At 57.9% G+C, this 23741-nt stretch carries 25 protein-coding genes, 1 tRNA gene and 1 pseudogene; 14 read left to right on the top strand and 13 right to left on the bottom strand.

Annotated elements, in window-relative coordinates:
• The first annotated feature begins 8 nt into the window (after positions 1–8).
• Positions 9–1388 carry a family 4 glycosyl hydrolase gene (locus HMPREF3140_RS15840; RefSeq protein WP_004150228.1) on the top strand — a complete coding sequence of 460 codons (1380 nt, stop codon included), beginning with the start codon at positions 9–11 and terminating at the stop codon, positions 1386–1388.
• Between the two features lie 46 nt (positions 1389–1434).
• Here HMPREF3140_RS15840 and HMPREF3140_RS15835 read toward each other — a convergent pair whose 3' ends face one another.
• The 3 genes from HMPREF3140_RS15835 to HMPREF3140_RS15825 all read right to left on the bottom strand — a co-directional run bounded on the left by HMPREF3140_RS15835 (position 1435) and on the right by HMPREF3140_RS15825 (position 6037).
• Positions 1435–2157 carry a MurR/RpiR family transcriptional regulator gene (locus tag HMPREF3140_RS15835; RefSeq protein ID WP_004173889.1) on the bottom strand — a complete coding sequence of 241 codons (723 nt, stop codon included), beginning with the start codon at positions 2155–2157 and terminating at the stop codon, positions 1435–1437.
• A gap of 154 nt (positions 2158–2311) precedes the next feature.
• Positions 2312–4630, bottom strand: a complete 2319-nt coding sequence (gene yicI, locus HMPREF3140_RS15830; protein WP_032412606.1) for an alpha-xylosidase — start codon at positions 4628–4630, stop codon at positions 2312–2314.
• A 12-nt stretch (positions 4631–4642) separates the two neighbouring features.
• On the bottom strand, positions 4643–6037 hold the full coding sequence (locus HMPREF3140_RS15825) for a glycoside-pentoside-hexuronide family transporter (RefSeq protein WP_004150230.1): 1395 nt from the start codon (positions 6035–6037) through the stop codon (positions 4643–4645).
• Between the two features lie 292 nt (positions 6038–6329).
• On the opposite strand from HMPREF3140_RS15825, the gene HMPREF3140_RS15820 reads away from it, so the two are divergent.
• The 3 genes from HMPREF3140_RS15820 to HMPREF3140_RS27495 all read left to right on the top strand — a co-directional run bounded on the left by HMPREF3140_RS15820 (position 6330) and on the right by HMPREF3140_RS27495 (position 7734).
• A tRNA-Sec gene (locus HMPREF3140_RS15820) sits at positions 6330–6424 on the top strand.
• Positions 6425–6565: 141 nt separating this feature from the next.
• Complete coding sequence (locus tag HMPREF3140_RS27500; RefSeq protein WP_071703907.1) at positions 6566–7267, top strand: DUF3800 domain-containing protein; 702 nt, start codon at positions 6566–6568, stop codon at positions 7265–7267.
• Positions 7267–7734 carry an oxidoreductase gene (locus HMPREF3140_RS27495; protein ID WP_071703908.1) on the top strand — a complete coding sequence of 156 codons (468 nt, stop codon included), beginning with the start codon at positions 7267–7269 and terminating at the stop codon, positions 7732–7734. The genes HMPREF3140_RS27500 and HMPREF3140_RS27495 overlap by 1 nt, the downstream gene beginning before the upstream one ends.
• A 251-nt stretch (positions 7735–7985) precedes the next feature.
• Here the strand turns inward: HMPREF3140_RS27495 and HMPREF3140_RS15815 are convergent, their stop codons facing one another.
• Positions 7986–8159, bottom strand: a complete 174-nt coding sequence (locus HMPREF3140_RS15815) for a YlcI/YnfO family protein (RefSeq protein ID WP_064484531.1) — start codon at positions 8157–8159, stop codon at positions 7986–7988.
• Between the two features lie 128 nt (positions 8160–8287).
• On the opposite strand from HMPREF3140_RS15815, the gene HMPREF3140_RS15810 reads away from it, so the two are divergent.
• From HMPREF3140_RS15810 to HMPREF3140_RS15790, 5 genes and pseudogenes are all read left to right on the top strand, one after another.
• Positions 8288–8575, top strand: coding sequence for a SymE family type I addiction module toxin (locus HMPREF3140_RS15810; protein WP_032412610.1), 288 nt, complete (start codon positions 8288–8290; stop codon positions 8573–8575).
• 241 nt (positions 8576–8816) lie between these two features.
• Positions 8817–9077 (top strand): annotated as a pseudogene (locus HMPREF3140_RS15805) (DNA-binding protein); the annotation flags it as partial.
• Positions 9078–9327: 250 nt separating this feature from the next.
• A complete protein-coding gene (locus tag HMPREF3140_RS15800; protein WP_002922963.1) occupies positions 9328–9795 on the top strand; it encodes a DUF3237 domain-containing protein in 468 nt (155 codons plus the stop codon).
• A gap of 112 nt (positions 9796–9907) precedes the next feature.
• Positions 9908–10915 carry a zinc-binding alcohol dehydrogenase family protein gene (locus tag HMPREF3140_RS15795; RefSeq protein ID WP_002922964.1) on the top strand — a complete coding sequence of 336 codons (1008 nt, stop codon included), beginning with the start codon at positions 9908–9910 and terminating at the stop codon, positions 10913–10915.
• A 1-nt stretch (position 10916) separates the two neighbouring features.
• A complete protein-coding gene (locus HMPREF3140_RS15790) occupies positions 10917–11207 on the top strand; it encodes a putative quinol monooxygenase (RefSeq protein WP_032412616.1) in 291 nt (96 codons plus the stop codon).
• Between the two features lie 50 nt (positions 11208–11257).
• Here HMPREF3140_RS15790 and HMPREF3140_RS15785 read toward each other — a convergent pair whose 3' ends face one another.
• Positions 11258–11956 (bottom strand): winged helix-turn-helix transcriptional regulator, encoded by a 699-nt coding sequence (locus tag HMPREF3140_RS15785; RefSeq protein ID WP_070553038.1) that lies wholly within the window; start codon positions 11954–11956, stop codon positions 11258–11260.
• Between the two features lie 372 nt (positions 11957–12328).
• Between HMPREF3140_RS15785 and HMPREF3140_RS15780 the strand changes: the two genes are divergently transcribed.
• Positions 12329–13378 carry an NAD(P)-dependent alcohol dehydrogenase gene (locus HMPREF3140_RS15780; RefSeq protein WP_004901462.1) on the top strand — a complete coding sequence of 350 codons (1050 nt, stop codon included), beginning with the start codon at positions 12329–12331 and terminating at the stop codon, positions 13376–13378.
• On the opposite strand, the gene HMPREF3140_RS15775 is transcribed toward HMPREF3140_RS15780, so the two are convergent.
• On the bottom strand, positions 13375–14328 hold the full coding sequence (locus HMPREF3140_RS15775) for a GlxA family transcriptional regulator (RefSeq protein ID WP_004901466.1): 954 nt from the start codon (positions 14326–14328) through the stop codon (positions 13375–13377). The genes HMPREF3140_RS15780 and HMPREF3140_RS15775 overlap by 4 nt on opposite strands.
• Before the next feature lie 21 nt (positions 14329–14349).
• Positions 14350–15129: an MBL fold metallo-hydrolase gene (locus HMPREF3140_RS15770; protein WP_023286958.1), complete on the bottom strand. Its 780-nt coding sequence runs from the start codon at positions 15127–15129 to the stop codon at positions 14350–14352.
• A 165-nt stretch (positions 15130–15294) separates the two neighbouring features.
• Between HMPREF3140_RS15770 and HMPREF3140_RS15765 the strand changes: the two genes are divergently transcribed.
• Positions 15295–15855 carry an NUDIX domain-containing protein gene (locus tag HMPREF3140_RS15765; RefSeq protein WP_002922970.1) on the top strand — a complete coding sequence of 187 codons (561 nt, stop codon included), beginning with the start codon at positions 15295–15297 and terminating at the stop codon, positions 15853–15855.
• Here HMPREF3140_RS15765 and HMPREF3140_RS15760 read toward each other — a convergent pair.
• From HMPREF3140_RS15760 to HMPREF3140_RS15750, 3 genes are all read right to left on the bottom strand, one after another.
• The gene (locus HMPREF3140_RS15760) at positions 15845–16699 is read right to left on the bottom strand and encodes a DMT family transporter (RefSeq protein WP_002922972.1); all 855 of its coding nucleotides are present in this window, start codon (positions 16697–16699) and stop codon (positions 15845–15847) included. The two genes, HMPREF3140_RS15765 and HMPREF3140_RS15760, sit on opposite strands and share 11 nt — an antisense overlap.
• Before the next feature lie 24 nt (positions 16700–16723).
• On the bottom strand, positions 16724–17533 hold the full coding sequence (gene nlpA, locus HMPREF3140_RS15755; protein ID WP_032412618.1) for a lipoprotein NlpA: 810 nt from the start codon (positions 17531–17533) through the stop codon (positions 16724–16726).
• A gap of 127 nt (positions 17534–17660) precedes the next feature.
• Complete coding sequence (locus HMPREF3140_RS15750) at positions 17661–18566, bottom strand: AraC family transcriptional regulator (protein ID WP_004150236.1); 906 nt, start codon at positions 18564–18566, stop codon at positions 17661–17663.
• 116 nt (positions 18567–18682) lie between these two features.
• Here HMPREF3140_RS15750 and HMPREF3140_RS15745 point away from each other — a divergent pair, with 116 nt between their 5' ends.
• Complete coding sequence (locus HMPREF3140_RS15745; protein ID WP_004145017.1) at positions 18683–19219, top strand: carboxymuconolactone decarboxylase family protein; 537 nt, start codon at positions 18683–18685, stop codon at positions 19217–19219.
• Positions 19220–19239: 20 nt separating this feature from the next.
• Here the strand turns inward: HMPREF3140_RS15745 and HMPREF3140_RS15740 are convergent, their stop codons facing one another.
• On the bottom strand, positions 19240–19710 hold the full coding sequence (locus tag HMPREF3140_RS15740; RefSeq protein ID WP_002923016.1) for a nuclear transport factor 2 family protein: 471 nt from the start codon (positions 19708–19710) through the stop codon (positions 19240–19242).
• A gap of 2 nt (positions 19711–19712) precedes the next feature.
• Positions 19713–20339 (bottom strand): pyridoxamine 5'-phosphate oxidase family protein, encoded by a 627-nt coding sequence (locus HMPREF3140_RS15735; protein ID WP_032412620.1) that lies wholly within the window; start codon positions 20337–20339, stop codon positions 19713–19715.
• 38 nt (positions 20340–20377) lie between these two features.
• On the opposite strand from HMPREF3140_RS15735, the gene HMPREF3140_RS15730 reads away from it, so the two are divergent.
• On the top strand, positions 20378–21349 hold the full coding sequence (locus HMPREF3140_RS15730; protein WP_014343450.1) for a LysR family transcriptional regulator: 972 nt from the start codon (positions 20378–20380) through the stop codon (positions 21347–21349).
• On the opposite strand, the gene HMPREF3140_RS15725 is transcribed toward HMPREF3140_RS15730, so the two are convergent.
• A complete protein-coding gene (locus HMPREF3140_RS15725; RefSeq protein ID WP_070553037.1) occupies positions 21346–22839 on the bottom strand; it encodes an MDR family MFS transporter in 1494 nt (497 codons plus the stop codon). The genes HMPREF3140_RS15730 and HMPREF3140_RS15725 overlap by 4 nt on opposite strands.
• An 80-nt stretch (positions 22840–22919) precedes the next feature.
• Between HMPREF3140_RS15725 and HMPREF3140_RS15720 the strand changes: the two genes are divergently transcribed.
• Positions 22920–23567, top strand: a complete 648-nt coding sequence (locus HMPREF3140_RS15720; protein WP_004181564.1) for a TetR/AcrR family transcriptional regulator — start codon at positions 22920–22922, stop codon at positions 23565–23567.
• Positions 23568–23741: the final 174 nt, after the last annotated feature.

Raw genomic sequence — 23741 nt, 5'->3', positions numbered from 1 at the left:
GAGTATTTATGAAATTAACCGTATTAGGCGGGGGCGGCGTTCGCTCTGCATTTTTAGCGAAATCTCTGGCCTATAACGCTCACCGCATTGGTTTAACAGAAGTCGTTTTTCTCGATAACTCTGCTGATAATCTGGCGATATTTGGCGAAATTGCCCGCTATGTATTTAATACCATTCGCCCGGATATTCAGTTTAGTACCACCACCGACCCGGTCGCAGCGCTGCAGGACGCCAACTATATCATTACCACCCTGCGGGTTGGCGGCGATGAAAGCCGCATTCGCGACGAACGTATTGCGCTTGAGCATAACACTCTCGGCCAGGAGACCACCGGCGCCGGCGGTTTCGCGATGGCCATGCGCTCGATCCCGGCGATCCTTCGCTATTGCCGGCTGATCGAAGAACATGCCGCCGAAGACGCTATTCTGTTTAACTTTACCAACCCGTCAGGTCTGGTGACGGAAGCGATTATTAAGTCCGGCTTTAAGCGCCGGGTCTATGGGATCTGCGATGCCCCCTCCGAGCTGATTCGTGAACTGCCGGCGATCCTTGGCTGTGAGGAGCGCGACCTCAGCGTGGAATGCTATGGGCTGAACCATTTCTCCTGGTTTACCCACTTCACCGTCCGTGGGGAAGAGGTGACCGAACGGCTGATCGCCAGCCCGGAACTGTACCAGAAGACGGCGATGCAGTACTTCTCCCCGGAGCTGGTACGGCTTTGCGATAATCAGCTCCTCAATGAATATCTCTATTATTACTACTATCGCGACGAGGCGCTGAAGGCGATTCAGGGGGCCGGCGAGACGCGCGGAGAGCAGATCGCCCGCATCAATCAGGAGATGCGCGAGGCGCTGCGCACCGTGGATGCCAGAACGCAACCGGAGGCCGCCTTCACCATCTGGATGCAGCATTATCTGCGCCGGGAAAACAGCTATATGCAGAACGAATCCCGGCAGGAGAAATTCCACACCCGCGAACCGCTGACGCTGCGCCAGTTTATCGAAGAGCCGGACACCGGCGGCTATGCCGGAGTGGCGCTGGATATCCTGGAAGCGGTGAACAGCACCACCACTAAGCGGATCGTGGTGTCGATCCAGAATAATGGCACGCTCGATTTTTTACGCCCGGACGACGTGATCGAGATCAGCTGCGACCTGAGCCGGGATGGCCTCAAGCCGGTGACGCCGGTGAAGGTGCCGACAGCGCAGAAGAATATGATTGCCTGCGTGAAGGAGTATGAGCGGCTGGCGGTGGCGGCGATCCTGCAGCAGGATAAATCGCTGGCGGTGCGGGCGCTGATGGCGCATCCGCTGATCGGTTCCTATTCGCTGGCGAAAACCCTGGTCGAAGCCTATCTCGACGATGAGCAGTTCGCCGCCTGGCGGTAATCCGCTGCCGATGGGATTCCCCCGCTCGCACCGCGCTTAGCGGGGGCTAACTATTGCTACGTAGGCTGGTAAACCACATCTTCAATAGTCGCTCAAAGCCTAAGATGCAGTAGCCGAAAAACGGGTTGCTCCAGTAAATATCATCATCGAACTTCTGCGGGTCGTGAATAATAAACGCCGTATCCGCGGCCTGCGCCAGCGGGCTTTGGTAGTCGCCGGTAAAGCAGACCAGATTAATCTCCTTCCCCTCCAGGGCCTTAACCCAGTTGAGCGCCGAGCTGCTGCGCCCGGATTTAGAAATGATCCAGATGGAGTCGAAGCAGGCGGCGTTTTTCTGTTCGAGGATTTCGTAATCGGGCCACAGCGCCAGGCTGGCATTCACGCCGGTGACGAGAAACTTGTTGTAAATATACTGGGCGATCAGCTGTGAAAAGCCGCTGCCGTGGATCAGGATGCGCTGCTGTTTAAGGCTTGCCAGCAGCGGCGTCAGCGCTTCTTCCGGCTGAACGCTCATGTAGTCGATATCGTTGGTGACATCGAGCTTCGGCATGGTGATATTGAACTTGATAAAGTAAACCAGCTCCAGCCAGCCGCTGAACTTCAGTTTCTTTGCCAGCCGGACCAGGGAAGAGGGGTTGCTGTAGCACTGTTCGGCCACAGCGCGAACTCCCTGGCGGATACACTGCTCCGGGTCGTTCTGAATAAAGCGCAGCACGGTCATTTCCGTTTTGCTTAGCTTCACGTCACGAAAGATATTTTCTACGTCCATGGCGGGCTCCTCTCAGCGGCAGAATACGCTAACACCGTTCGACAACCGCGTCTGCGGCCTGAGTCACCACAATGAAATGAACGTTACTTTTCGTACAAAAATGGAATAAAAAACCCTCTCCGCCTGGCGAAGAGGGCTGCTGCTGTTAACCTATTTACAACGTAATCGTCAGCGTATTGCCCTCGGCGCTCACCACCACGCCCAGTTCGCTACCGGTCTGCGTACCGCCCTGCACGCCCGCGACCTGCGGGATATTGCGCAGGCACAGCGTCCAGCCGCGGGCCTCGCCTTCGCCGCTCACGGCGATGGCGTTGCCCTGGCGCCTGGCCTTCAGGGTGAAGATCGTCGAGCCGTCTGCCGCCGGAACGTCACAGCGTGCCTCGCGTCCATCCTCAAGGTGGAACAGCTGGAAGGCGGTGCCCTCATGCCAGGCGTAATCCGGCTTCTGGTCATTGTTGCCCAGCGCCAGCAGGCTGTTGTCGCGAACGTAGACCGGCAGGCTCAGCGCATCGTGATGCTGCTTATGCCAGCGGCTACCCGGCAATTCATCGTTATGCCACAGATGCGTCCAGTGCCCTTCCGGCAGATAAAACTGCACTTCGCCGGCCTCGGAGAACACCGGCGCCACCAGGACCGAATCGCCCAGCATATACTGGCGGTCGAGATAGTCGCAGGCCGGATCGTCCGGAAACTCGAGCATCATCGCGCGCAGCATTGGCGTGCCGCACTCGTTGGCCAGCGCCGCCTGACGATAGAGATACGGCATCATGCGGCATTTCAGCTGCGTGAAGTGGCGCACCACGTCGCAGGACTCGTCATCGTAGGCCCATGGCACCCGATAGGATTTGCTGCCGTGCAGGCGGCTGTGGCTGGAGAGCAGGCCGAAGGCGCACCAGCGCTTGTAGACGTGGGCCGGCGCGGTGTTTTCGAAACCGCCGATATCGTGACTCCAGAAACCAAAGCCGGACATGCCGATCGACAGCCCGCCGCGCAGGCTTTCCGCCATCGATTCGTAGTTGGCGTAGCAGTCGCCGCCCCAGTGCACCGGGAACTGCTGCGCGCCCACCGAGGCGGAGCGGGCGAACAGCACCGCCTCCTGCTCGACGACGGTCTCTTTCAGCACCTTCCACACCAGCTCGTTATAGATGAAGGCGTAGTGGTTGTGCATTTTCTGCGGATCGGAACCATCAAACCACTGGACGTCGGTCGGGATACGCTCGCCGAAGTCGGTCTTGAAGCAATCGACCCCCATCGCCACCAGGCCTTTTAGTTTGTCAGCGTACCACTGGCGGGCTTCCGGATTGGTGAAGTCATAAATCGCCAGCCCCGGCTGCCACTTATCCCACTGCCACAGCGAACCGTCCGGACGCTTCAGCAGATAACCCTTCTCTTTCAGCTCTTTGAACACCGGCGAGCGCTGACCGATGTACGGGTTGATCCACACGCAGACCTTCAGCCCTTTCGCCTTCAGGCGCTTGATCATCCCTTCCGGGTCCGGGAAAGTTAGCGGATCCCATTCAAAATCGCACCACTGGAAGGCCTTCATCCAGAAGCAGTCGAAGTGGAAGACGTGCAGCGGCAGATGGCGCTCAGCCATGCCGTCGATAAAGCTATTCACCGTCGCTTCGTCATAGTTGGTGGTGAACGAGGTCGTCAGCCACAGACCAAACGACCATGCCGGCGGCAGCGCCGGGCGGCCGGTGAACTGTGTATAGCGGTTAAGCACCGCTTTCGGCGTCGGGCCGTCGATCACGAAGTACTCAAGGTATTCGCCTTCAACGCTGAACTGGACTTTAGAGACTTTCTCCGAGCCCACCTCGAATGAGACGCGCTGCGGATGGTTGACCAGCACGCCGTAGCCGCGGTTGGTCAGATAGAACGGGATATTTTTGTAGGATTGCTCGGTGCTGGTGCCGCCGTCCTCGTTCCAGGTTTCTACCGTCTGGCCGTTGCGCACCAGGGCGGTAAAGCGCTCGCCGAGGCCGTAGACGGTTTCGCCGACGCCGAGGTCGAGGCGCTCAAACATGTAGTTGCGCTGGGTCTTACTATCCTGCACGTAGCCGTTGTTTTTTAGCTGGCTACCGGTGATACGCACGCCGTCGCGCAGAAAATCCAGCCCCCAGAATTCGCCTTTAGTCACCCGCACGCTGAGGCTGCCGCTTTTCAGCTCGGCGAACCCGGCCGTATTTTCTATTTCGACATGGACGTCTTTCTGCACGTTCAGCGGATAGTGCGGGCCGTTATCCAGCGCGCCCTGGAAGTGCTCCATACGCACGCCGATTATCCCTTCCTGCGGCGAGAAAAAGCGCAGGGTGAACAATGGCGTATCCAGCTGCCAGGCGCGTTCGCGGACATCGCGCGGCGCGGCATAGACCACCATTTCATTCCCCTGCTGCTCCACCTCGTAAACCTGTACGGGTTGGATCAGGTTGAGCCCTGGTTGAATGAGCCAGTTTCCATCACTGATTTTCATTAAAACGTCCTCTTAGTTTTGCCATTCTTTGTCGATCGGGGCGGCGGTGAAATCTTGTTCGTTGCGACGCGCGCCCTCGGCCAGCTCGGCCATCATTTTTTTCAGGAACGGCGTTTTCAGCGTGTAGTAGCGTTTGGCGATCACCGCGCTCAGCAGGTAGCAGACCGCCGGAACGAGGGTGAACAAGGCGATAATGATGGTGAGGGTGGCGCTGTTCTGGGTTTTAGCGGCGGCGTCATAGCCGCCGCCGGCCAGCATCCAGCCGATCAGCGCGCCGCCCAGCGCCAGCCCCAGCTTGAGCACAAACAGGGTGCCGGCGAAGCTGATGCCGGTCAGGCGTTTGCCGTTACACCATTCGCCGTAGTCGACGGTGTCGGACATCATTACCCACTGGATTGGCGTCACCAGCTGGTGCAGTACGCCAATGATGAAGATAAAGACGAACATGGTGATTTCGGCGTCCATCGGTACGAAGAACATCGCCACGCTGAGCACCGCCAGGAGGGCGTTGGTCCACCAGAAGACGCTGACTTTGCATTTCCAGTCGGTCAGCGGTTTCGCCAGCGCCGAGCCAATCAGGTTGCCGACGCAGTAGGTCGTGAGGAAGGCGGTGAACAGCGCCGCCGAGCCCATGATCCAGGTGGTGTAATACATCATCGCGCCGCCGCGAACGCAGACCGCGAGGATATTGAGGATGGTGAGCACGCCGACCACCCGCCACTGGTCATTGCGCCAGATATCGCGCAGGTCTTCACGCATCGAGGTACTGCTCGGCGGCGCTTCGACACGCTCTTTGGTGGTAAAGAAGCAGAAGGCCAGCATCAGGAAGGCAATCACCGACAGCACCGCGATGCCCCCCTGGAAGCCGAGCGCTTTGTCTTCGCCGCCGATAAAGTTGACCAGCGGCATCATCAGCACGGTGGAGAGCATGCCCCCCGCCGTCGCCAGCACGAAGCGCCAGGACTGCAGCGAAATGCGCTGCGTCGGGTTGTCGGTGATCACGCCGCCCAGCGCGCAGTAAGGGATATTCACCACGGTGTAGAGCAGGGTCAGCAGCGTGTAGGTCACGGCGGCGTAGATCAGCTTGCCGTTGTGGCTTAAATCCGGCGAGCTGTAGGCCAGCACGCAGACGAGGCCGAACGGGATAGCGCCGAAGAGGATCCATGGGCGGAACTTACCCCAGCGGCTGCGGGTACGGTCGGCAAGCAGACCCATACACGGGTCGGAAATCGCGTCCAGCGCGCGCGCCAGCAGGAACATGGTGCCGACAAAGCCGGCGGGGATACCAAAAATATCGGTGTAAAAAAACATCATGTACAACATGACGTTATCAAAAATAATGTGGCTGGCGGCATCACCCATGCCATAACCAATTTTCTCTTTGACGGACAAAATGTGATCTTTCATATGCGCACTATTCCCTTAGCGGCACCGAGGGTTGGTACCGGTTACGGTTTTTGTAAACCTTTGCCGCACTAAGATGAATTGCGATATCTCGTTATCAGATTACGTTTCTTGTTTTCTGTGATCGCGGTAGGGAATCAGGGAGTGAAAAAGTGTAACTCACGGATTTTGTGAGGATTTGTCCAGGACTGTTCTGTAAAGTCCAGTTTTAACAGTAAAAAAGTGCGTTTAGGTATGTGGTAAACGGCTGAAAGTAGCTATAATGCGCCCCGCCTCCATGTAGCAATCGAGGCGCGGAAGATCGTCATCTCCGGTGAGGTGGCTGGACTTCAAATCCAGTTGGGGCCGCCAGCGGTCCCGGGCAGGTTCAACTCCTGTGATCTTCCGCCAAAATCCTTCTTTCTACTTATATTTGACTTTGTCAACACCTTCTTTATATGACACCGAAACCTCTCGCATACACATCTTCACCATTGCACTAAATTGGAATTTCCAGGAAACTTACCCTACAGTCTACTGGAGATAACGATTTTGAACGTCAAAACTTTCAATGTTTTCTGTGATGAGTCCTGCCATTTATTGAATGATCATCAAGAAGTCATGGTTATAGGCGCTACATGGTGCCCTGATTCAATCACAAAAAAAATTGGTCGGGATATAAGGGCTATAAAAGTTAAACATGGTCTAAGTCAAGATTTCGAAATTAAGTGGACTAAAGTTTCTAACTCTAAAATTGATTTCTATCTTGATATAGTTGATTATTTTTTTTCCAATCAGGCATTGCGCTTTAGAGCTGTAGTTGTTCCTCATAAGAGTCGGTTAGATCATGACAGATTTAATCAAGATCATAATACATTTTATTATAAAATATGTTTTTATTTGCTTAAAAATATTATTGAAAACCAAAATTTTTATCGTATTTATCTAGATATAAAAGATACTCTTGGCATAGAAAAGATCGAAAAACTTAGAAGTGTTCTTCATAATGCTGGATACGATTTTAACCGTGAATCAGTTCAGCGAATCCAACACATTCGCTCACATGAAGTTCAGCAACTACAGTTAGCTGATCTATTCATTGGGGCCTTAGGATATCTTCACAGAGGTTTGAACTCTAATGAAGGAAAGGTTCAACTAATTGAAAGAATTCGCAGTTATACAAATAGAGATCTTCTAAGAAGTACTCTCCCAACTGAGCGCAAATTTAATGTTTTTGTTTGGGAGTCACGTTAATGCTTACAATGCCAGATTTATTAGAATTTGACGGTGAATGGACCTCATATATTGACAATGTTTATCAAGAATTTCAGGATAGTTTCCTAAACTCCGGAATACGTTTCCGGGGTCTTCCAGTTCGCCCTCGTTACACACCTGAATACGATAATAAAGAATTCGGTTTTTGGCATTTGACATCAGAAGGTGAAATTGAGTCAGAGAGGACGCCCGATCTTAAGCGTTGCGCTAGAATACGTTGGATTACGCATATGATAAGAAATAATGAACATGAATGTCTATCATGTTGGGAAGAAAGAAGGGGCAATAGTATAGAGGTTGTTATATGGAATGAATTTGAGGATTATGTTGTTGTCTTAGCTGAACGCCATGATTACTGGTTGCTAAAAACAGCTTATTTAGTTACTAGAAGCGGGAAACGGCGTCAACTGGAAAGCAGCAGAACTAGAAATCAGAGGCCTAGATAAAGCTGAACCCGATACATATTACTATGCACCGGGTTCGTACGCTCTTTCTACACATGGTAGATGAGACAACTTCAATGTAAGCTACTTAACTACTGAAGTCAACCTAAGCACCACGAAATCCAGCAAGCACTTATGGAAACAATTCTGCAACCAATTGAAAATTAATAGCTAATTTGTAATTGTTATCACCTATCAATAAAATAGAAACTCACTCTTTATTTATACCGTCAGATCTATTCGTTTTTATAATACTATTTTTCTATTGAAATCATACTCAACCTCAGCCTACAAGCCTCTTTCACCCACTTACTAAAATTGCCCTTTCCAGCAGCTTTCTCAATCTGTTCCAAAAGCTCGTCCTCAAAACGGATGTTCTTCATCGTGCTTTTGCTGCGATCGAAATTTGGTTTCTTTTTATCTTGCATGGTAGGTACCATTTTGATTAAATTATCCCCATGCGGTACCTACCACATGAAAGCGTAAAGCAATCGACGCCCAAAAGTGCGGCAACACTTATGAGCGTCTAATCTCACCAACTATCAAGGAGTTGATTATGGCTGATTTGCATTCTACCCCAGATATCACCGTTAGCGGAACCGAGCGTCGGCTGCTGGTTGGCTATCGACCCAATGGCCGGGATATCAGTACACCAAGTCTTCCCCTTTCTGGCAAGTGGCTACGCGAAGCGGGATTCGGTACCGGGAAGCCGGTCACGGTTAAGGTGATGGATGGCTGCATTGTGTTGTTACCGCTCAGCGATAAAGAAGAGAAGCTAACAGCCGAATTACGGCATATTCAACAATCTTTGAAAAGCGTCAACAGCACACTGCAACATGCCTGATAGCGCGAACAAGCCCCGGGTGGCGGCTGACGCCTTACCCGGGCTACCGAACGGCGCAGAAACGTAGCCCTGCTAAGCGCAGCGCGAGCAGGGATATCCACCGGATTGCGGCTGAAGTCTTAATAACTTCACTTTCCGGATCGCCGCCCGCAAACGCGCCAGATTAATCGTTCGTCTAATGAAATTTATGCCCCGCTCCTGACATACTCTACCGTTGTGAACAGGTTGACCCGGAGACCATATGGCAAAGGAAACTATAACGTCGTCCCCAGCAGGTGAATTCATTATGTTTGCCAGTAGTGATGGGGAAGTGCGCGTTGAATGCCGCTTTGAGCAAGAAACACTATGGCTCCCTCAGGCAACTATCGCCAGCCTTAATCAAGTCACCCCCCAAGCCGTTACACGGCATATTAAAGCGATCTATGAGGAAGGCGAGCTTGAGCAAAACGCAACCTGTGAGTCTTACTTACAAGTTCAACAAGAAGATAGCCGTCAGGGATCAGTTCCGGCAATTTAACGACCGTGATGTTTTGCAAGGCGCAGGTAAAGTCAGTAAAAAAATGGCCGATGAAACAGCACCTAAAAAGTAGCCAAGGATACCCCACAGCCACTCCCTACCAACCTGAGCCCCCCCAAACTCATCATCCCAGCCAATCATTTTCATCCAAACCCTGCGTTATTTTGTCTCTCGCAAACCCGTTACACTGGTGCGGTGGCCGCGTGCCGTTACCAACCGAAACAGGAGAGCCATAATGACCCCCGAACTCAGACACTGTTTTTCCATTACCATCCAGGTTGATAAACCGATAATCGTCTCCCGCAGCCCGCAGACCGGTAAGCGCCAGCTGATCCCGATTGTCGGCGGCAGCGTCTCGGGTCAACTTCGCGGCCACGTATTACCCGGCGGCGTCGACAGCCAGATAATCGAACCCGACGGCACCTGCAGGCTGTCCGCCCGCTATGCCCTGCAGGTGGCGGAAGGCACGGTCTATGTGGAAAACAATGGCATCCGCCGGGTGCCGGCCCAGTATCATGACCAGCTTTTCGCCGACGATATGCGCTTTTTTAGCGATATTCCGCCAGAAGCCATCTATTTTCGCACCGTGCCCACCTTTGAGGTGGATGCTCCCGCGCTCAGCTGGCTAACCACCTCGCTGTTTATCTGCGCCGGTGGCCGGACCCAGGATGGGGTGATGCTCGACTTCTATCAGGTGGGCTGATTTTCACTTTCTGCATATAACTGTTATTGCCGTTAGCCCGTTTTTCCCCTCCCGGCAGCGGTCTACGATGGCTCCATCTTTTCATTCACCCGAATCACAGACCGGAGCAGTTATGAAAGCTATCGCCATTACTCAAGCCGCCGCTGACGGCAACAACATCCCTTCTTTAACCGAGATCGACCTGCCGATCCCCACCGCCCACGGGCGTGATCTGCTGGTCGCTGTGAAGGCTATCTCGGTCAATCCGGTAGACACCAAAGTGCGCGCCGGCTTTCAGGGCGACACGCCGCGGGTGCTGGGCTGGGACGCCGTTGGCGTGGTGCAGTCCGTCGGTGAGGAAGTGACGCTGTTCGCGCCCGGGGACGAGGTCTGGTACGCCGGCGCGCTGGGCCGGGCCGGCAGCAACAGTGAATATCAGCTGGTGGATGAGCGCCTGGTGGCGCACAAACCGCGCACCCTCGATAATGCCTCCGCCGCCGCGCTGCCGCTGACGGCGATCACCGCCTGGGAGCTGCTGTTTCACCGTCTCGGCGTTGAGGAAGGCGGCAATGCGGGCGACACGCTGCTAATCGTCGGCGCGGCGGGCGGCGTGGGGTCTATCCTGACCCAGCTGGCCAGTAAACTGACCGCCATGACGGTGATCGGCACCGCCTCGCGTCCGGAGAGCCAGCAGTGGGTCCGCGAGGCGGGCGCGCACCATGTGATCGATCACAGCAAGCCGCTCGCCGACGAGCTGGCGCGCATTGGTATCACGTCGGTAACCCATGTCGCCAGCCTGACCAATACCGAGCAGCACTTCAACGCGCTGATCGACGCCCTCGCCCCGCAGGGCAAGCTGGCGCTGATTGATGACCCGGAGACCCTGGACGTGGTGCCGCTGAAAGCGAAAAGCCTGTCCCTGCACTGGGAATTTATGTTCACCCGTTCAATGTTTGAGACGGATGATATGATCGCCCAGCATCAGCTGCTCACCCGCGTGGCGGCGCTGATCGACAACCACACTATCAAAACCACCCTTGGCGAACACTACGGCGCCATCACCGCCGCCAATCTGCAGAAAGCGCATCGCCAGCTGGAAACCGGACGCGCCGTCGGCAAGATCGTGCTGGAGGGGTTTTAAGATGATATCGCTTATCGCCGTGCTCAAGGCGAAACCGGGCCAAACGGACGCCCTGCGCCAGGCCCTGCAGGCGCTGCTCCTGCCGACGAGACAGGAGCCGGGTAACCTCGACTATGCCCTGTTTCAGCTGCGCGACGCGCCGGACACCTTCTATATGCGCGAGGCGTGGCAGGGACAGGACGCCCTCGATGCCCATGTCGCGATGCCCTATTTTCAGGCGTCTATGGCGCAGATGGAGTCTCTGCTGGCTGAGCCGCTGCGGCTGGACTTTCTGACGCCGGTTGAGCCTTAGCCCACCGGCTGACGAGGGGTGGGAAAATCACGCCCCTCCGCCGCGCGGGTTTAAAAGTGGGCGGGAAGCGTGCGGGTTATCTTTTCCAGCACCCCGCGATGGACCGTAATGTAACCACCTTTGCGCAGCTCTGCCAGAATCGACATAACACGGCTGCGCGACAGGTTGGTGCGGCGCTGTATAAAGCTTAACGCATTAATTTGGCGACGATACTCCTCCGGGTAGTCCGCCAGCTCTGTTAGCAGGGTTCGCACCATCGGATAAGAATCCACCCCCACCATCTCCTGCGAACGCATCCTCAACACCATCAGTCGCTGCGCCAGAATATGAGCCATCTCCTGCCACAAGTTTTTCTCATTGAGGATCTCGACCGCCACCTGGTGTCCTATCCAGCCTCCGCGCAAATCCGTCTCAGCAAATACGGAACAGTGGCTTTTTTCCGGGATACCATTAAACGCGCCGTATCCATCGATTAATCCCAATAGCGAAGGGGCAAATATCGTTGATACAACCATGCACTTCTCCGCATGGCAAACGGAGGCAATCCCCTCTTCGATTAAAATTATTCCAGATTCTTCCCGGGTCGGCGGAAAACGATAATAGGTCGATCGCGGCAGCGCAAAGGGTGAGCTGACGGGCAGGAACGCAGATAACAGGGATTTCACCGCCAATAACGGCTTTGTCTGTCTTCCGTAGTAAAAGGACGTTAACGCCTGGTCGGTAGAGGGGCTGGCTGCAGGTATCGACATGGTTTTTATGCCATCAGGTCTGGTTGAAAAAGTGATTCGTTGAGAATCATAGTATCAACAGGTGAAATAACGAATAAAAGACAAGACGTTACGGGGATAAAAAGAGTGTAAGCATCATTATCTGCAATAACTATTTATCTCTATTCTACAGGAATAAATAATACTATATGCCGTAAATACCTATAAGGCTTAGCGGCGATAAAGATAAGGCCATCTTATTATTTACTGCGCTGGTTAAGGCCGCGCCTGAGGGTTTCTCTACCGCTTTCCCCCTCGCATCTCGGCCAGTCCAGGCTACGCTTATCGATGCCACTGACCACCCGCATTCCCCTCCCGTTCTATTGAGTCCATTCATCAAGAAGAGGTTTCGCTATGCTGATCAACGCTATTGGTACCTACTCCGCCAGCCAGCCGCTGGAATCAATGGCCATCACCCGCCGCGACCCGGGGCCGCAGGATGTACAGATCGCCATCGCTTACTGCGGCGTCTGCCACTCCGATCTCCACCAGGCGCGATCGGAATGGGCGGGAACGCTGTATCCCTGCGTGCCGGGGCATGAAATTGTGGGTCGGGTGACCGCGGTCGGCAACGCCGTCTCGCGCTACGCCGTCGGCGATCTGGTGGGCGTCGGCTGTATGGTCGATAGCTGTCAACAGTGCGAAGAGTGCGCTGAGGGGCTGGAAAACTACTGCGACCACATGGTGCTGACCTATAACGGGCCGACCCAGGACGCGCCGGGACACACGCTTGGCGGTTATTCACAGCAGATAGTGGTCAATGAACGCTACGTGCTGCGGATAACCCATCCCGAAGCGCAGCTGGCCGCCGTCGCGCCGCTGCTGTGCGCTGGGATCACGACATACTCGCCGCTGCGCCACTGGCACGTCGGGCCGGGTAAAAAAGTCGGCGTGGTCGGCATCGGCGGCCTGGGGCATATGGGGATCAAGTTGGCCCATGCCATGGGGGCCCACGTGGTGGCCTTTACCACCTCCGAATCCAAGCGTAATGCGGCCAGAGCGCTGGGCGCCGATGACGTGGTGGTGTCGCGCAACGACGACGAAATGGCGGCCCACGTCAAAAGCTTCGACTTCATCCTCAACACCGTGGCGGCGCCGCACAATCTCGATGCCTTCACCACGCTGCTGAAACGCGATGGTACCATGACGCTGGTTGGCGCCCCGGCCACGCCGCATCCGTCGCCGGAAGTGTTCAATCTGATCTTCCGCCGCCGGTCAATTGCCGGCTCGATGATCGGCGGTATTCCGGAAACTCAGGAGATGCTCGACTTCTGCGCCGAACACGGCATCGTCGCCGATATCGAATTGATCCGCGGCGATGAGATCAACGAAGCCTGGGAAAGAATGGTCAAGGGTGACGTGAAATACCGCTTCGTGATCGACAGTGCGACCCTCGCCGGCTAAGCGCCGCGACGAAAGGTACGCCGCCATTCCGTCGGGCTGACGCCAAAGCGCGCTTTAAACTGCTGGCGCCAGGTGACCGCTGAAAGATAGCCCACCGCCTCCGCCACCTGCTCGACCGGCAGATCGCCCGCCTCAAGCAGAGTCTGGCTGCGGCGCAGACGTTCGGCGGTCAGCCAGTCGGTAATGCTCATCCCGGTTGCCCGGGCGAAGTGGCGGGTCAGGGTACGGCGGCTCATCGCCACCACCCGGGCCAGCGAATCGAGACTGTGCGGCTCGGCAATATGCTGCTGCAGATAATCCAGCAGGCAGTTGATTCGCGCATCGCGGGTGTTTTTCGGCACCGGCTGGGCGATAAACTGCGCCTGGCCGCCCTCGCGGTGCGGCGAAACAATCATCCGCCGGGCGATCTGGTTGGCCGCGAGGCTGCCGAAACGCTGGCGGATGATGTAGAGGCAACAGTCCAGCGCCGCCGCGGTGCCCGCCGAAGTAATGATCCGCTGGTCGTCGACGTACAGGGCGTTGATATCCAGCTGCACCTGCGGAAACCGGCGCTGGAAATCCTGCTCGAACTCCCAGTGAGTCGCCGCTCGCCTGCCGTCCAGCAGCCCGGCGTAGCCGAGGACGAACGCGCCGAGGCACAGGCCGACAATCTCCGCGCCGTTATCCCGGGCCCGCACCAGGCTATCAAGCAGCGCCTGCGGCGGACGTCGATCGACCTCGCCCCAGTAAGGCACCACCACGATATCCGCCTGTTCCAGCGCGGCATAATCGCCGGTGGCGTACAGCGCAAAACCATCGCGGGCGCGCAGCAGCCCCGGCCGCTCGGCGCAAATGTGCAGATTAAAGCGTTTGATTTCCGAAACCGAATCGCCAAACAGCATGCAGGGGACGGCGTAGTGAAACGGGCTAAAGCCCTCTACAGCGACAATCGCCACGTCGGTGATTTTCATCGTCCCTTCCCCTTACGCATGTTAATAAACCACGGTTTCTCCATCCTGCGGGATACTCACCACATCGGCAATCTGATTATCCAGCGCATACTGGCGCATCTCTTCCCGGCTCACCAGACAGTGGTTGACCGCCTCGAGGTGGATAGCCATGATTTTCGCTTCCGGCAGGGCGAAGTGCACGTTCAGGAGATCTTCCTTGCCCATGATAATCGGGCCAAAGCCGATGACGTGGGCGTAGCCGGCGTTGAGGACCACCACGTCCGGGCGCAGCTTCAGCAGGTCGGCTGCAATGTCATCGCGCCAGATAGTATCCCCCACCAGCCACAGCGTCTTCTCCTGCGGATGGCGAAACACCACGCCGCAGGCCTCGCCCAGGCGTTCAGCCATCGCCGGCACCGCGTAGGTCCGGTCGCTGCCGTGTTGGCCGGAGGTGGTTTTTAACAGGCGCACGCCGGCAAATTCGCTGTCTGCCGACAGCAGGCGCAGATCCTGAAATCCCTGGCTGCGCAGCAGCGCGGCGTCGGCCTCATGCTGGACGAACACCGGCAGGGTTTTCGGGATCGCGGCGATCGCCGCCGCGTCCCAGTGATCGTCATGGGTGTGGGTGACGATCACCGCGTCAACGTCGATAATTTTATCGCGGGAAAACGGCAGCTCAACCAGCGGATTGCGCAATTCGCTGCGCGCGGTGCCCGGAAAACCCGGCCAGGCGCCTTTGTCCGCCAGCATCGGATCGATGAGAAATCTTTTCCCGGCGTAGTGAATAATCTGGGTCGCATTACGGATGTGGGTGATGTTCATGTTGGCGTTCCTCTGGGGTCATCTGACGAACATCGTACTGAGTCCCCGCCTGGCTCAACAGGGGCGTTTGGGCAATGATCGATGAAATCGGGCCAACCTGCGGCGGTTGCCATCCGCCTCCGGCTATGTTGTTCTTAAGGCTCAATTTTTGACAGGAGTGGCAGGATGAAAAAGAAACTGACCGCCGCCGATATGCACGACCCGCAGGTCATCGCCGAGACGCCGTGGTTCAGCATGCGTAAGGTGGGTATTGATGTCGCCCCCGGCGAGCGCCGCGACTTTTATTCCATTCATTACCCGCGCCCGGCGGTGGGGATTGTGGCCATCCAGGATGAGAAGGTGCTGCTGATTCGCCACTACCGCTACCTGATCGATAAGGTGGTGTGGGCGATCCCTTCTGGCGGCGTCGATGAAGAGGAAGACCCGGCGGTCGCCGCGCTGCGCGAGCTGCGGGAAGAGACCGGCTGGCAGGCGCAACGCGTTGAGGAGATCATTCGCTTTAACCCCTCCTACGGCAGCAGCGATCAGCTGTTTATCACCTGGCTGGCCACCGGTTTACGCTGGGTGGGAATGGATGCAGATCAGGATGAGGTGATGGAGACCGGCTGGTTTACCTTCGACGAGATAAACCAACTGATCGCCCGCGGCGAGATGCCGGACGGGCTGTCGCTGGTGCCGCTGCTGCAGCTGATGGCGCAGCGGCGAAGCGGCTCGCTTACGGCTTAAGCATCCGCCAGCGGAACCACAGCTGGGCCACGAGGATCAGCACGCCGCCGATAATCTTCTGCAGCGGCAGCTGTTCGCCGTACCACAGCGCGGCGGCAATGACCGTCAGCAGCGGTTCGAGCACCATGATGATCGCCGCGCTGGCCACCGCCGCGTACTTCTGCCCCTTCATCTGCAGACCGAAGCGCAGGCTGGTGGCGATGACAATGCTGGCCACCAGCCAGCCGAGAGTCGGCAGGGTCATCGGCTGGTCCCAGCGTTCAACGGCAGCGGAGATGGTCAACCCGACGATACCGGTGATCGCCAGCTGCACGGTGGTCAGGGGGATCAGCGGTACTTCACGCGCGCAGCGGCTGGTGTAACAGAACCAGATCGACTGCACCAGCGCCGTCAGCAAAAACCAGCCCTGGCTGGGGTGGAAGGCTATCGGCATATGCAGACTGAGCAGCCCCAGGCCAACCACCGCAATCGGCAGGCACTCCCACCAGGCGCGCGGCGGGCGCACCTTCATCATCACCCATGCGGTCAGCGGGACGAACATCATCGACAGGCTCATGATAAACGCCCCTTCGCCGAGCGACGCCGTCGTGGAGACCGAATAGATCCACAGGCAGAGGTTGAGCGCAAACCAGAGTCCGCTGATGATGAGTTTTGGCCAGTGCTGCTTTTGCGGGCGAAAACCGCGGCAGAACGGCAGCAGAAGCAGCGCGGCGAAGAAAAAACGCAGCCCAAGAAACGCGAACACCGGCATGCCGGCGATCGCCTCGCGGGAAAATATCCAGCCGCAGGCGGCAATCACCGTCGCGGCAATCAGCAGCAGGTCAGCCTGCCGTTGGCGTACCATACGCGCCTCTCCCTGTGTGTTGGCTTACCAGCCAGGCACCGCGCCGCCGTTGAAGATAGTCTCTGCCGCCTTCGCCACCTCCGGCGACTGGTACGACTGCATAAACTCCTTCACGTTTTGCGCGTCTTTATTGTCTTCCCGGGTCACGATGATGTTCACGTAGGGCGAGTTTTTATCTTCGATAAAGATGCCGTCACGAACCGGCGACAGCCCGGTTTGCTGCAGGTAGGTGGTGCTGATGATGGCCACGTCGACTTTGGGATCGTCGAGTACGCGCGGCAGTTGCGCCCCTTCCAGCTCCATGATCTTCAGGTTATGCGGGTTGTCGGTGATATCCACCGCCGTCGGCAGCAGGCCGGTCCCGGCTTTGAGGGTAATCAGCTTCTCTTTTTGCAGCAGCAGTAGCGCCCGCCCGAGGTTGGTCGGATCGTTGGGGATAGCGATCGTCGCGCCGTCTTTCAGTTCGGCGACTGACTTGATCTTGCGCGAATAGCCGGCCATCGGGAAGACGAAGGTATTCCCGACCGCCACCAGATGATAATTATGCGCTTTGTTGTCCTGCTCAAGGAAAGGCCGATGCTGGAAGACGTTGGCGTCCAGATCCCCGGCGTTGGTCGACTCGTTGGGCAGCAGTGAGCCGCTGAACCCCACCAGCTCGACCTCCAGACCGTAATTCTCTTTGGCCACCTTCTTCGCCACTTCCGCCACATCCTGCTCGGCACCGTTAATCACACCGACCTTAATGTGCTTCGCTTCATTACCCTTTTGGTCGCAGCCGACCAGCGCCAGACCCGCCAGCATCACTGCGGCGGCGGCCCGTAAACGTAATCTCATCCTCTTCACCCTGTCTGTCCTGAATGTCATTGTTTTTTTCGTACAAAACTATAGCGACTTTCGGGTCGGGTAATAAACAGCAAACCACGCAACTGGAAATAAAATCATCTTCGCGAAACGCGAGGCGCTAGCCCCGTCGCCACTCGCCCGGCGTCACGCCATAGCGCATTTTGAAGCGCTTCGAGAAGGACGCCAGCGACTGAAAGCCGCAGCGTTCGGCAATGACCTCGAGGTTGGTCTGACGCTCCAGGCGCAGCAGCCGGGCGGCCAGCGCCATTCGCAACTGCGACAGCCACGCCTGCGGCGTCAGGTGATAGACGCGGGCAAAATGACGGGCAAAGGTGGCCCGTGATAAAAACGCGCGGGCGGCCATACTCTCCAGCGTCCACGGTTGCTCCGGGGTCGCCATCACCGCCAGCACCGCCGGCATCAGGCGTTCATCGCTCATCAGGCGCAGCAGCCCGCCGGGCGGCTGTTGCTCGCCAAGCAGCATGCGCAGCAGGAGCACCAGCAGCGTATCGCCGAGGCTGCGCACGATAGCGCTGCCGCCGGGACGCTGCGCCAGGCTCTCGCGCACCAGTATATTAAGCAGCGCGTCCAGCTCCGGGCAGTCTTCACGCGCATCGGTATGGAGATGGATCAGCGTCGATGCTTCACTGAACAGCCAGCTGACGTGCGGACCAAAATAGAATTCGCCGCACAGCATCTCCAGCGCCCCCTCCGCCGGGCCGGCGCGCATTTCCGTCACCGTGCCGTTAAACCGGTGCGCCACCGGCAGCACCTGGCCCCACTCCACCAGGCTCTCCATCAGATGCGGCGAACCGTGCGGCAGGAGGACGACATCTCCCGCGCGCAGGTGATGAGTCTGGCCGCCGACGTTGAGCCGCCCCTCGCCGCGCAGCACCACGTGCCAGGGCACCACGCCGCTGCGCATTTGCTGGTGCCCGGCCTGCCAGCGGCCGCCGAAGCGACAGTGCAGGTTCACTTCGCAGCGCGGCGCCAGCAGCGCCAGCAGATGACTGAGACTGTCCATGCTTCTCCTGAGACGATAAGACAAAAAGGTGAGACGAAGACCGCCAGTCTAGCATGCGGCAAGCGCCTAAGATGACCCCATTGCCAACACACCCTCGATAACAACAGGAGTTAACCATGAGCCGTTTAGCAGATATCCGTGAACAAGACGCCACCGGCAAAGCCGCCGATATTTTCGCCGGGATCAAAAAAGCGATGGGCAAAGTGCCGAACGCCTATCTCACCATCGGCGGCCACTCGCCGGCGGCGCTGCAGCAGGCGCTGGCGCACAATGCGATGCTCCATAAAGGCAGCCTCAGCGCCCAACAGCTGGAGGCGATTAATCTGTCGGTCAGCGAAGCCACCGGCTGTGACTACTGCCTGGCCGCGCACACCCTGATGGCGAAAAAAGCCGGCTTCAGCAGCGAGCAGATCCATGCCCTGCGCCGCGGGGAGTATGCGGAAGAGGCGCAGCTTGATGCGCTGGTGAAATTCGCGCAGACCCTGGTGACCACCACCGGTACGCTGCCGGAAGCCGACGTCGCCGCGCTGCGCAACGCCGGTTTTAGCGACCAGCAGGTGATTGAGATTATCAGCGCCATCAGCGCCATCCTGTTCACCAACATGGTGAACCGGGTTAACGACACGGTGGTCGACTTCCCGAAAGCCGATTAATCCGTCGCGCAGCGCCGGTTTTACAGCCCCAGATCGCTGAGCCCCGGATGATCGTCCGGGCGGCGCCCCTGCGGCCAGTGGAACAGGCGCTCGCTTTCGCTAATTGGCAGATCGTTGATGCAGGCGTAGCGCGTCTGCATCAGTCCGTGCTTATCAAACTCCCAGTTCTCATTGCCATACGAGCGAAACCAGTTGCCGCTGTCGTCGCACCACTCATAGGCGAAGCGCACGGCAATGCGATTCTCCTGCCATGCCCACAGCTCCTTAATCAGCCGGTATTGCTGCTCCTTGCGCCATTTTCGCTGCAGGAACTCAACAATTTGCCCCCGACCGTGGACAAATTCGCTGCGGTTGCGCCATTCGCTATCCACGGTGTAGGCCAGGGCGACTTTTTCCGCATCGCGGCTGTTCCAGCCATCTTCCGCGGCGCGGACCTTCTGGATAGCGCTGTCGCGGGTAAACGGCGGTAACGGGGGACGTTGTTCGGTCATACTTACTCTCCTTTGCGGGCTAATTGCTGCTGCAGGCGCTGATTCTCCTGCTCCAGGTCATGAATACGTTGCTGCAGGTTCTGGCTGTACTCCGCCACCTGCTGCGCGCTGTAGCGCGGCGTAATGTGCTGCGGGCAGTTCCAGTCAAACGCCTGCAAATGAAAAAGAAACAGACGTTCAATGCGGGCGCGATAGTTGGCCGGCGCCACCTGCGCCAGCAGCTGCGGGTGGTCCTCTGCCGCCAGGACCTCGACGGTGGCGTAGATTTTCAGCCTGGCACGGCGCGGATAATCCATCAAAAACAGGCAGGCCCGGTCGCTGCCGCGCAGATTGCCGGTAGTAATGTACTGGCGGTTACCGCCGAAATCGGCCATCGCCAGGGTGGTGTCATCCAGCAGATGCAGAAACCCCGGCGGGCCGCCGCGATGCTGCATGTAGGGCCAGCCGCTCTGCGACACCGTCGCCAGATAAAAGCTGTCGCGGGTGGCGATCATCCCCGCTTCGCTGTCGCCGAAGCGGTCGGCCTGGCGGCGACTGCGCGGCGTTTGCCACAGCGAGTCGCTGCCCATTTCATGCTGCACATCTATCACGTCCGGGGTGATAGCGATATCAAGAAAGGTTGCTGCCATAGCGCCTCCTGTTGTCTGGCGCCATCATGGACTGTACTGTGAAGAATGATAATACGGGTAAAGTGGCAATCATCTTTCCGCAAAACGGGAGAATAATGGATCGATTAAGCGCGATGGCGCTGCTGGTGAAAGTGACCGAGCTGGGGAGCATGTCGGCGGCGGCGCGGGCGCTGAATATGCCGTTGACCACCGTCAGCCGCCATATTGGCGAACTGGAGAGCGCGCTGGGCGTACGCCTGCTGGCGCGAACCACCCGCAAACTGACGCTCACCGACGCCGGGGTCGATTATGTTGCCGCCGCCCGGCGGATCCTTGAGGAGGTGGAAAACGCCGAACGCCAGGCGACGGGCGAATATCAGGAGCCAAAGGGTGAGCTGGTGATCTCCGCGCCGACGATGTTTGGACGCCAGCACGTTCTTCCGGTAATCAGTGAATTTATCGCCCGCTACCCGCTAATTCGCGTCCGTTTGCTGCTCAGCGATCGCAATGCCGACCTGGTGAGCGACCATGTCGATCTGGCGGTGCGGATTGGCGACCTGGCGGACAGCAGCATGGTGGCCACCCGCCTCGGCACCATGCGGATTGTGGCCTGCGCCCATCCGGCGCTGCTGGCGAAATACGGCGAGCCGCAGCGGCCGCGCGATCTGGCGGCGCTGCCTATCATCCGCATTGAATCGCCGATGCCCTATCGCGGCTGGCGCTTTCGCGCCGCTGAGCGCGAGGACCAGCTGATTAACCTGCCGCCGGTGCTATCCGTCACCACGCCAGAGAGCGCCGCCGATGCCGCGCGGCTGGGGGTGGGGGTGGCCCGCTTACTGCATTATCAGGCGCTGGATGGCCTGCGCCACGGGGAGCTCCGTCTGCTGCTGGAAAACGTCGAGCCGGATCCGGCGCCGGTCCATTTGCTGTATACCGCTCGGGATCTGGCGCCGCTTAAGCTGCGCAAATTTATCGATTTTGCCGCACCGGCGCTGCGTCAGGCACTGCTGCGCATCGCCGGGGCCGCTTAATGCGTCGCGGTCTTCAGCGGCGCCTCCTTTAACAGCCATGAGAGGACAAACGCCACCGCCATAATGCCGGCCGCCATCAGAAACGCCGCGTGGATCGCCGCGCCGAAGGCGTCGAGGTAGTCGAGGCGGATATCCGCGGGCAGGTGCTGGACCGCCACCGGATTCATTCCCGGCGGCAGCACCGCGCCTTCCGGCAGCAGTTGTTGCAGGTTGCTCTGCAGCACGTGCGTGAACACCGCGCCAAACAGCGCCACGCCGATGGAGCCGCCAATCGAGCGGAACAGGGTCACGCCGGAGGTGGCGACGCCGTACATCTGCGCCGGCATCGCATTCTGCACCGCCAGGACCAGCACCTGCATCACCAGCCCCAGACCCGCTCCCAGCACGCCGGTAAACAGGTACAGCTGCCACAGCGGCGAGTGAATGGTGATGCGGGTCAGCAGTACCATGCCGGTCACGCCGAGCAGGGTGCCGAGGATCGGAAACAGGCGATATTTACCGGTACGGCTGATAATCCGCCCGCTGATAATCGAGGTCAGCAGCAGGCCGCCCATCAGAGGGATCAGCTGCAGCCCGGCTTCGGTGGGCGTCGCCTCCTTCACCACCTGCAGATAGAGCGGCAGGAAGGTGACTGACCCGAACAGCGACATGCGGATGACGAAGCCGATCAGGCTGCACAGCAGGAAGCTGCGGTTGCGGAACAGCGCCAGCGGAATAATCGGCTCGGCGGCCATCCGTTCTTCGTAAATAAAGCCGATGATCCCCACGATGCCGAAGGCCAGAATGCACCACAGCTGCGGGTCATTCCACGCATGGACGCTGCCCCCTTCCGAGGTAAACAGGATGATGCACAGCAGCGCCATGCTGAGATAAATCGCCCCCAGCCAGTCAATCTGATGCTGGCTGCGTTTATTGCTGCTGTGGAATACCGCGCCGATCACCAGCAGCGCGAACAGGCCGAGCGGCAGGTTGATATAGAAGATCCAGCGCCAGGAGGCGTGCTGCACCAGAAAACCGCCGATCAGCGGGCCGATCACCGTCGCCAGGCCGAAAACGCCGCCGAACAGCCCCTGATAGCGGCCGCGGTTGGCGGGCGGGATGACGTCGGCGACCGCCGCCATGCTGATCACCATCAGGCCGCCGCCGCCGAGCCCCTGCAGGCCGCGCATCAGCACCAGTTGGGTCATATTCTGCGCCAGCCCGCAGAGCGCGGAGCCGACGAGAAACAGCCCAATCGCCACCTGCAGCACGATTTTGCGGCCGAACAGATCGCCAAATTTACCGTACAGCGGCACCGCGATGGTGGAGCTGAGGATATAGGCGGTGACCACCCAGGAAAGCTTGTCCAGCCCGCCCAGTTCGCCGACAATCGTCGGCAGCGCGGTGGAGACAATGGTCTGATCCAGCGCTGAAAGCAGCATCACCAGCAGCAATGCGCTGAACAGCAGGCGTATCGACTGCACCGGTGGGTTTGCGACTTGAGTAGTCATTACAACGCTCGCTTGAAATTAATTAAATGCATAATTAATATTTAGTGAAAGAATGAGTCGGGTCAAGAGATCGCCATATCATGACAGCACAAAAGGATCAGGATGCTCCCCGCCGCCCGGGTCGGCCGCGCGGTAAAAAACCGGGTACCGCCAACCGCGAACAGTTGATGGACATCGCCCTGACGCTGTTTGCCCGCGACGGGGCGGGCCGCGTATCGTTGAACGCCATCGCCAAAGAGGCCGGGGTGACGCCGGCGATGCTGCATTACTACTTCAGCTCGCGGGATGCGCTGGTGACTCAGCTGATTGAGGAGCGCTTTATGCCGCTGCGCAATCACATCAGCCGCATCTTTGTCGATCATCCACAGGACCCGGTACTGGCGCTGACGATGATGGTCGAGACGCTGGCGCATATGGCGGAGAAAAACGCCTGGTTCGCGCCGCTGTGGATGCAGGAGATCATCGGCGAAATGCCGATTCTGCGCCAGCATATGGATGCCCGCTTCGGCGAGGAGCGTTTTCAGGTGATGCTGGGGACGGTGCGTCGCTGGCAGCAGGAAGGCAAGATCAATCCGGCGCTGGCGCCGGAGCTGCTGTTTACCACGGTAATTAGCCTGGTGCTGGTGCCATTTTCACGCATCCACAGCGATCCGCGTTTACAGGCGGTCAACCGTCAGACCATCGTCAGCCACGCGCTGGCGTTAATGGGCCACGGCGTTGGAGGTTAAGGCGTGGTTTTGACGCTTTTATAGCCCGGATAAGGCACCACGCGCCGCCATCCGGGATTTTCCCTGCTCGCACTGCGCTTAGCAGGGCTACCACTCCCGTGTTATGTCCGGGCAGATTGCGCTCCCGATATTTCTTCTGCTCTATGTCTCTTATGGCGCAGGGAGCGCACAGGG

Source organism: Klebsiella sp. HMSC16A12, from assembly GCF_001808265.1.
Taxonomy (GTDB): domain Bacteria; phylum Pseudomonadota; class Gammaproteobacteria; order Enterobacterales; family Enterobacteriaceae; genus Klebsiella; species Klebsiella pneumoniae.
This window is presented reverse-complemented; position numbering and strand designations above follow the sequence as displayed.

Bases quoted from the DNA above. Each gene is read 5' to 3' on its own strand.
- HMPREF3140_RS15840 (WP_004150228.1), top strand. From the start codon at position 9: ATGAAATTAACCGTATTAGGCGGGGGCGGCGTTCGCTCTGCATTTTTA.
- HMPREF3140_RS15835 (WP_004173889.1), bottom strand. From the start codon at position 2,157: ATGGACGTAGAAAATATCTTTCGTGACGTGAAGCTAAGCAAAACGGAA.
- yicI (WP_032412606.1), bottom strand. From the start codon at position 4,630: ATGAAAATCAGTGATGGAAACTGGCTCATTCAACCAGGGCTCAACCTG.
- HMPREF3140_RS15825 (WP_004150230.1), bottom strand. From the start codon at position 6,037: ATGAAAGATCACATTTTGTCCGTCAAAGAGAAAATTGGTTATGGCATG.
- HMPREF3140_RS27495 (WP_071703908.1), top strand. From the start codon at position 7,267: ATGCTTACAATGCCAGATTTATTAGAATTTGACGGTGAATGGACCTCA.
- HMPREF3140_RS15815 (WP_064484531.1), bottom strand. From the start codon at position 8,159: ATGCAAGATAAAAAGAAACCAAATTTCGATCGCAGCAAAAGCACGATG.
- HMPREF3140_RS15810 (WP_032412610.1), top strand. From the start codon at position 8,288: ATGGCTGATTTGCATTCTACCCCAGATATCACCGTTAGCGGAACCGAG.
- HMPREF3140_RS15800 (WP_002922963.1), top strand. From the start codon at position 9,328: ATGACCCCCGAACTCAGACACTGTTTTTCCATTACCATCCAGGTTGAT.
- HMPREF3140_RS15795 (WP_002922964.1), top strand. From the start codon at position 9,908: ATGAAAGCTATCGCCATTACTCAAGCCGCCGCTGACGGCAACAACATC.
- HMPREF3140_RS15790 (WP_032412616.1), top strand. From the start codon at position 10,917: ATGATATCGCTTATCGCCGTGCTCAAGGCGAAACCGGGCCAAACGGAC.
- HMPREF3140_RS15785 (WP_070553038.1), bottom strand. From the start codon at position 11,956: ATGTCGATACCTGCAGCCAGCCCCTCTACCGACCAGGCGTTAACGTCC.
- HMPREF3140_RS15780 (WP_004901462.1), top strand. From the start codon at position 12,329: ATGCTGATCAACGCTATTGGTACCTACTCCGCCAGCCAGCCGCTGGAA.
- HMPREF3140_RS15775 (WP_004901466.1), bottom strand. From the start codon at position 14,328: ATGAAAATCACCGACGTGGCGATTGTCGCTGTAGAGGGCTTTAGCCCG.
- HMPREF3140_RS15770 (WP_023286958.1), bottom strand. From the start codon at position 15,129: ATGAACATCACCCACATCCGTAATGCGACCCAGATTATTCACTACGCC.
- HMPREF3140_RS15765 (WP_002922970.1), top strand. From the start codon at position 15,295: ATGAAAAAGAAACTGACCGCCGCCGATATGCACGACCCGCAGGTCATC.
- HMPREF3140_RS15760 (WP_002922972.1), bottom strand. From the start codon at position 16,699: ATGGTACGCCAACGGCAGGCTGACCTGCTGCTGATTGCCGCGACGGTG.
- nlpA (WP_032412618.1), bottom strand. From the start codon at position 17,533: ATGAGATTACGTTTACGGGCCGCCGCCGCAGTGATGCTGGCGGGTCTG.
- HMPREF3140_RS15750 (WP_004150236.1), bottom strand. From the start codon at position 18,566: ATGGACAGTCTCAGTCATCTGCTGGCGCTGCTGGCGCCGCGCTGCGAA.
- HMPREF3140_RS15745 (WP_004145017.1), top strand. From the start codon at position 18,683: ATGAGCCGTTTAGCAGATATCCGTGAACAAGACGCCACCGGCAAAGCC.
- HMPREF3140_RS15740 (WP_002923016.1), bottom strand. From the start codon at position 19,710: ATGACCGAACAACGTCCCCCGTTACCGCCGTTTACCCGCGACAGCGCT.
- HMPREF3140_RS15735 (WP_032412620.1), bottom strand. From the start codon at position 20,339: ATGGCAGCAACCTTTCTTGATATCGCTATCACCCCGGACGTGATAGAT.
- HMPREF3140_RS15725 (WP_070553037.1), bottom strand. From the start codon at position 22,839: ATGACTACTCAAGTCGCAAACCCACCGGTGCAGTCGATACGCCTGCTG.
- HMPREF3140_RS15720 (WP_004181564.1), top strand. From the start codon at position 22,920: ATGACAGCACAAAAGGATCAGGATGCTCCCCGCCGCCCGGGTCGGCCG.